Source organism: Gammaproteobacteria bacterium (assembly GCA_003696665.1).
Lineage (GTDB): Bacteria > Pseudomonadota > Gammaproteobacteria > Enterobacterales.
This window is the reverse complement of the sequence record RFGJ01000176.1, coordinates 1-4,096: the sequence shown is the minus strand read 5'-3', so window position 1 is coordinate 4,096 and position 4,096 is coordinate 1. Positions and strand designations below refer to the sequence as shown.

The window sequence follows — 4,096 nt, the reverse complement described above, 5'->3', positions numbered from 1 at the left end:
TTTATCCAAACACCACGGGTGTGCTGATTCATACCCATGGTCCAGAAAGACACCACCTTAATCTTCGGATCAGCATAAAGCTTGGCTAGGGCTTCTAGTTTATGCTTCGGCACTCCGGTCATTTGGTGCGTGTAATCGAGATCATACTTGGCAACGAATGCCTTGTATTCCTCGAAGGTCATCGGGCTTGAGCCACCATTGCCCGGGTTTTTGGCTTTTCTCTCTAGCGGATGCTCAGGGCGCAAACCATAACCAATGTCTGTCACGCCCTTGCGGATGTTAACGTGCTTTTTCAAGAAATCATGGTTCACATTGCCGGACTGAATAATGTAGTTCGCAATATAGTTGGCAATCACCAAATCCGTATGCGGCTTGAAGACGATGTCGATATCTGCCAAATCAAAACAACGGTTTTCGAAGGTCGACATCACCGCCACTTTAACGCTAGGCTCACTCAACCGGCGATCTGACACCCGACTCCACAAGATAGGGTGCATTTCCGCCATGTTTGAACCCCAAAGCACAAACGCATCTGCCTTTTCGATGTCGTCGTAACATCCCATTGGCTCATCCATGCCGAATGCTCTCATGAAAGCGCCAACGGCGGACGCCATGCAATGACGTGCGTTGGGATCAATGTTGTTCGAGCGGAAGCCTGCTTTCATTAATTTGACTGCAGCGTAACCTTCCCAAATTGTCCATTGGCCAGAACCAAACATACCGACCGCAGTCGGCCCCTTTTCTTTCAGCGCTTTTTTAAACTGCTGTTCCATCACGTCGAAGGCTTCATCCCAGCTGACTGGCTCGAACTCTCCGTTTTTGTCATAACGTCCATTTTTCTTGCGCAGCAAAGGCTGGGTGAGCCGATCCTTCCCATACATGATTTTCGACAGGAAATACCCTTTAATACAGTTCAATCCTCGATTCACTGGGGCTTGCGGATCACCTTGTGTGGCTACGACTTTGCCATCGCGCACCCCTACCAGCACACCACACCCAGTGCCACAAAAACGGCATGGTGCCTTGTCCCAACGAATTTCGGTCTTTTTCCGTTCAGTGGTCACATTGGTGGCCAGCGTTTTCATAGACATGCCTGCAGCCACAGCCGTTGCAGTAGCCGCCTGTGCTTTAATGAAGTCGCGTCGCGTCAAACTCATGGCTATCTCCTCATAGCGCTATACTGGGTGAATTTGGTTCATCGACTGGCATTGGTTCATCCAGCCGTTGCCGGTCTTCCACGTGATGGTATGTGAGCGCGGCACACAAAACGCCGTCCATACGATGAATCTTTTCCAGTTGCTCTACAGCTGTCCCGTCGCTTTCAGATTCATCCACGGTCACCACAATGTGACCTTTGTCATCCTGCGCATGCACCTCAACGCCCACAATACTTTTCAAACGCTGTGCCACCGACTCTGTGTTTTCCGGTGCACAGTGGACCAAAACGCCAACAATATTGACGGTATCGTTCATTCCTCGGGCTCCTCTATGGTTGATGTCATTGCCACCGCGTTGACCGGACAAACGGACACACAAAACCCGCACCCGTTGCAGGCTTCCGTATCCACATGGGGAACAGGCCAGCCGCCCAGTTTGGGGGTAAAGCGGATGGCGCGAACATCACACACATCGCGGCAGCTTTCGCAAGCCACACCTGTTTTTGCGAGGCAGTCTTGCGAAATCGAGGCTACCAGGTGCCACGGCGTCGCCTGTTTTTGTCTATCGATCGCGCCAGATGGGCATGCTTGCGCGCACATGCCACAAAAGGTACATCCACCACGATCAAACCGGACCTCAGGAAAACCGCCATCACCCGAGACAATGACGCCTTCAGGGCAAGCCTCAATACAGGCGTGGCAACGATGGCAAGCCTCGATAAATTGTGCTTCAGGCAATGACCACGGTGGACGCATCGGTGTGACGCCGCGTGAACACTGCGTCTGCCATGACATTCGGAATAGTCGCCGACGTGCGTAGTTCACCATTCGCCCAAAGTCCACAAATTTTCTATGGATTCTAGGCTACGCTTCGCGCGATTTTTTCCCTTGACTCAGATCAATTTAACTATCGATCTCGTGGCCGCAGACAGGACAATGAGGCATACGCGCGATTTTGAGCACTCTGAACTCGCTCGTGCGGCCATCAAAAAGCAGCAGCTCGCCTGCGGACATTGTTGGCCATCCAAGAATCAATTTCACCGCCTCTAGCGCCTGCAAGCTGCCAATGGTGCCCACCACGGCAGGCATCACACCCGCTTCGACACAGCTTAATTCGGTCTCGCCAAACAATTGTGTCAAGCATGCAAAACATGGCGCCCCCGCTTGATGCGTAAAGACCGAAATCTGCCCTTCCAGCCGTATTGCCGCCCCCATAATCAACGGGATTAAACGTTGGCGGCATTGTTGATGGATGATTTCACGGCTTTGACGATTGTCCGTGGCATCCACCACCACATCGACTTTCTCGCCATATTGTTCGAACCAGGCGGCCTCAAAACGTGTTTGATAGGTGTGTACTAGAATATCGGGGTTCATCGTTTGTAACACACGTGCCGCCACTTCCACTTTCGGTCGTCCAATGTCATCAGATCGATACAAAATCTGTCGATGCAGATTGCTGGCTTCAATACTATCCGGATCGACAAGGCTGATTGTGCCGACACCAGTCGATGCCAGATATTGTGCCGCCGCACAGCCAAGTCCACCTGCCCCAATCACCAGCACATGTGCCGCGTACAGGCGCTCTTGCCCTTCCAAATCAAACCCTGTCAAATTGACCTGACGTGCATAACGGTTCAATCGCTCCGATGTCCAATCCACCTTCATCCCCATCCGACGATAGCCACGACAAACATTTTGCGGGCATGACATTGTCATAAAGTTGATATAGATCAAATCAATTCCAAAAGCACAGACTATAGTATCTGGTATGAAATCACTCCGAGCGTGCTTGACCTAAAGCCACCGGCCATGGCGGCACGCCGCGCGTCACGCGCCGGGTGCTGGAAGAAATTCCCGTGCCTCCCGAAGCATTGGCTTCATTGGAAAGGAGAAATTTATGTTAAGCGATGCCTTCGGTCGCCAGTTTACCTACCTTCGGTTGTCGGTGACTGATGTGTGCAATTTTCGCTGCCAATACTGCCTACCTGACGGCTACCAGTGCGAGCGAACACGCAATGAGATGTCGCTCGAAGAAATTGGAAGAGTGGCAACCGCGTTCACCCAACTTGGCATCCAAAAAATTCGTCTGACTGGTGGAGAACCATCCATCCGTCGCGATCTTATTGAAATCATTGCACGCCTTCGGGCACTGGACGGACTGAAAACCATTGCGCTGACAACCAACGGCTACAAGCTGCCGCAAAAAGTTTCTGGCTGGGTCGAGGCCGGGTTGGACGCGCTGAACGTCAGTGTGGACAGTCTCGATGCACGACTTTTTCAGTCGCTCACTGGCCACAATCGTCTGCGCGAAGTTCTGGAGGGTATAGACAAAGCCCTAAGCTTAGGGCTCAAAGTTAAGGTCAACAGCGTTTTACTGCGCGGGTGGAATGATCATCAGCTTGATCAATTTCTCGCGTGGATCAAGGATACGCCAATTAGTATTCGTTTCATTGAGCTCATGCAAACAAGCGACAACCTGGCCTATTTCAAGCGTCACCACGTCAGCGGCGCACTCGTACGCGACAAATTATACACGCTCGGCTGGCGAGAAGTGGCCAGGAGCCCCACATCAGGGCCTGCCGTGGAAATGGTCCATCCGGATTACGCCGGCCGCATCGGCCTTATCATGCCCTATAGTCCCGATTTTTGTCGGCGCTGCAATCGGTTGCGCATCAGTTCAGAGGGGAATTTGCACCTGTGCTTGTTTGCCTCGGAAGGACATTCGCTGCGCCACTTCATGCAAAACGACGCGCAACTTTCGCAACTGAAAGCACAGATTCTCGCGCTTTTGCAACGTAAGTCTGAAGGTCATCAATTACATCAGGGGCGTACTGGGATGACCAAACAACTGGCCATGATTGGGGGATGAACCATGCTCGGCGTGGTACTCGCAGGTGGCCGTTCTCGGCGTATGGGGCAAGACAAAAGCCTGCTGA

6 protein-coding genes and 1 riboswitch are annotated in these 4,096 nt (G+C 52.2%); of the genes, 2 read left to right on the top strand and 4 right to left on the bottom strand.

From position 1 onward, the window contains the following. The 4 genes from D6694_05220 to moeB form a co-directional block, all read right to left on the bottom strand. Positions 1-1,157: twin-arginine translocation signal domain-containing protein (locus D6694_05220; protein ID RMH45052.1), on the bottom strand; the 1,157-nt coding region annotated here is incomplete at its 3' end. Between the two features lie 10 nt (positions 1,158-1,167). Next, the gene (locus tag D6694_05215; protein ID RMH45051.1) at positions 1,168-1,473 is read right to left on the bottom strand and encodes a glutamate synthase; all 306 of its coding nucleotides are present in this window, start codon (positions 1,471-1,473) and stop codon (positions 1,168-1,170) included. Next, a complete protein-coding gene (gene napF, locus D6694_05210) occupies positions 1,470-1,985 on the bottom strand; it encodes a ferredoxin-type protein NapF (protein ID RMH45050.1) in 516 nt (171 codons plus the stop codon). Before napF ends, D6694_05215 begins: the two co-directional genes overlap by 4 nt. A 75-nt stretch (positions 1,986-2,060) precedes the next feature. Beyond that, positions 2,061-2,825 carry a molybdopterin-synthase adenylyltransferase MoeB gene (moeB, locus tag D6694_05205; GenBank protein RMH45054.1) on the bottom strand — a complete coding sequence of 255 codons (765 nt, stop codon included), beginning with the start codon at positions 2,823-2,825 and terminating at the stop codon, positions 2,061-2,063. 100 nt (positions 2,826-2,925) lie between these two features. Continuing rightward, positions 2,926-3,066, top strand: a riboswitch (molybdenum cofactor riboswitch). Between moeB and moaA the strand changes: the two genes are divergently transcribed. Further along, positions 3,058-4,029 carry a GTP 3',8-cyclase MoaA gene (moaA, locus tag D6694_05200; protein ID RMH45049.1) on the top strand — a complete coding sequence of 324 codons (972 nt, stop codon included), beginning with the start codon at positions 3,058-3,060 and terminating at the stop codon, positions 4,027-4,029. (Overlaps the previous riboswitch by 9 nt.) Before the next feature lie 3 nt (positions 4,030-4,032). Further along, positions 4,033-4,096 (top strand): molybdenum cofactor guanylyltransferase (locus D6694_05195; protein RMH45053.1); only part of this gene is annotated, 64 nt, incomplete at its 3' end.